2 protein-coding genes are annotated in these 2384 nt (G+C 46.2%); both read right to left on the reverse strand.

What is annotated here, in order from left to right; genetic code table 11:
* On the reverse strand, positions 1 to 1119 hold a 1119-nt coding region (locus J8M00_RS27865; RefSeq protein ID WP_211013628.1), incomplete at its 3' end, for an AAA family ATPase.
* Positions 1112 to 2384 (reverse strand): Mu transposase C-terminal domain-containing protein (locus tag J8M00_RS27870; protein ID WP_211013629.1); only part of this gene is annotated, 1273 nt, incomplete at its 5' end. The genes J8M00_RS27870 and J8M00_RS27865, both read right to left, overlap by 8 nt.

Raw genomic sequence — 2384 nt, forward strand, 5'->3', positions numbered from 1 at the left:
TAGCCTTGAGTTTCCCTCTACCCTTTTATGTAACCATTGCCACCATTGCTCGTCATCGGACTCAAGCGGCACAGTGCCTTGGGTAAGTTCATTGAATAAGTTTCTGATATCCTCAATTGGCACCTCACCAATCGGCTTTGGCCAAAAACACACACGAGAAGAGATCAATTCATAACGTTCGTTGGTTTGAAGCTTATCGACCAGTTGAATATTGCCAATCAAACACACCCCAACTTTGGCCGCATCTGAAATGGTTCTAAGTGGGTCTAATGCGCTTGGCTTACACTTGTCCGCCTCATCTAACAAAATGATGCGCTCTGTGTTTTCGATGGTTCTAACAATGTTCTCGATGTTTTTGGCAACACTCGGCTTTCGGGGTAAACCTAACGAGGTGCATAGCGATTCAATCACTTGTTTACTGGTCGTTTGCTCACTGCCAACTATCAGTATTGCAAGTGGGTTCTCTTCGCAGTAGCGCTCTAGCCCTTTGCTTTTACCAATGCCTGCTTGGCCTGCAACAACCGAAAAGCGCCGTCTTGCTTTGGCATGCTCACACGCCATGGTTATCACCTTAGCCACACTGGTTGGCACAAACGGCACCTCGCCATAGCGAATAGTAATAATTGGTCTGTCATCTGTAGCGTTATCGTCTGCGGCATCAGTGCCTGCGGGTGCAACAATGGCGTATATATCATGCAAGTACTTAGTTGGGCTCGCCGCATACTTACCAGAGAGCAGCTGACTAACCGTCGAAGGAGACTTATTGATCTTCTTAGCAATGTAAGTGCTATTTACACCTTGGTTTGCAATGTCTTCGTCAGTCATGCGTTTTTTAATACGCGCTACTAGCAACTTATCATTGGCGTTGTAGCAATCAGCAAAGCCACTGTCTTTGCCAAATTCTTTGGGGTCAAAGTCACCAAAAAAGTGCGCCCACAATACACTTAACAGCTTTTTAGGATTTACTGGCGATTCACCATTTAATACCGAATTAACTTGGTTTAGGTCGTAACCTAGGCAGTAGTCTTCTGGTCCTAGGGCGTAAAACTCAATTTCTTCGTTAATGAGCTTTACTTGAATTTGTTGCTCGTCGCTGTAATGACTGGTGAACTTATTCATGAATGTCTCCTAAATCTAATGGGTATTCGTTTGCAGCTGGGGTAACGTGTTCAACCTCAAAGTCTGAGAGGTCCATGTTTAATACTTCAGGTTCAATGTCAGGAATGGCTTGAACGTCTGCGGCCAGTTCTTCAACGGCGTCCACGTCAATCACACGTTTTTGGTCCGCTCTTGCACGCTTTTCAGACAGCTGGTTTTGAATGCGCTTTTCTTGACCTTGCAGCCGCTTAAGGTCGGTTTCTTCAATCCGGCTTGTCGGCAGTGCCTCAACCTTGTGTTTAATGCGACAGTTCATGATGAACTCACCAGATTGCTCATAAAGCACAAGGTAGGTGTCGTCGTGCAGGTCATAGCCAGCAACCAACTCTTTACCATTAAATTGAAAGAGGTAGTCAGCGGTATAAACACGCTTATGCAATTTGATTTGGCCGCGTGCTACTTTCACTTTGGCTCTAGGCAGTACCACAAAATCCGTAATTGCAGGCTGCTCTTGAATAAGCCCTTCTTCCCATACTTGCTTGCGGGTTTTGCCTTTAATCTCCGGGTGTGGGCTGTTGTGGTAGTGCTCTAAAAACGCTTTAAACTCCGTTATCCACTGCTCTAAAGATGGCAACTCGCGCTTGCCTTTTTTCACATCGTTAATCAGCTTGAGCTTTTCGCGTTCGTTATGATCTGGGCCGCAGTAGCTTTCAAAGCGCTTGCCCACGTGCTCTTCCATATGTTTAAAAAAGCGTTCTATCCACTTTGCGCGGGCATTTCCGGGTATGGCAAAAATGACCTCAATATCAAACTGCGCATACACACCGCAGCATTCATCAGACATCATTTTTGACCTATAGCCACTGCCGTTATCGACATACAACATGCTAGGAATGTGCTGATGGTTTTTAATCGCGCGGGTTAATGCGGTCATGGTTGCAATGGCATTTTCAGACTCGCTAATCTCCCAGCCAACAATGCAGCGGCTTGCAACGTCTTGAAACGCGGTTAGTTCAAAGCGCCATGCTCTGCCTGTTTTTGGGTGTGCCACATACACGTCTACTTGGTGGCCGTCGGCATTGTAAATAAAGCCAGGAGCAATATGCTCAGTGGAGCGAATAATAAAGTCTTTGTGCTTTTCACGGTAAAGCTTTGCGCCCATACGGTAAGGGCTTTGCGGGCCTAGTTCGTGCGGCATGCTATTAATAAAGCGCCTAACTTGGCTTGCCGTTGCATCAAAACCAAGCTTTTTTAAGTCTTCGGCAACCAGTGCAAAACTGGGCGAA

The sequence above is a fragment of the Pseudoalteromonas luteoviolacea genome (assembly GCF_018100925.1).
Classification (GTDB): Bacteria; Pseudomonadota; Gammaproteobacteria; order Enterobacterales; family Alteromonadaceae; genus Pseudoalteromonas; species Pseudoalteromonas obscura.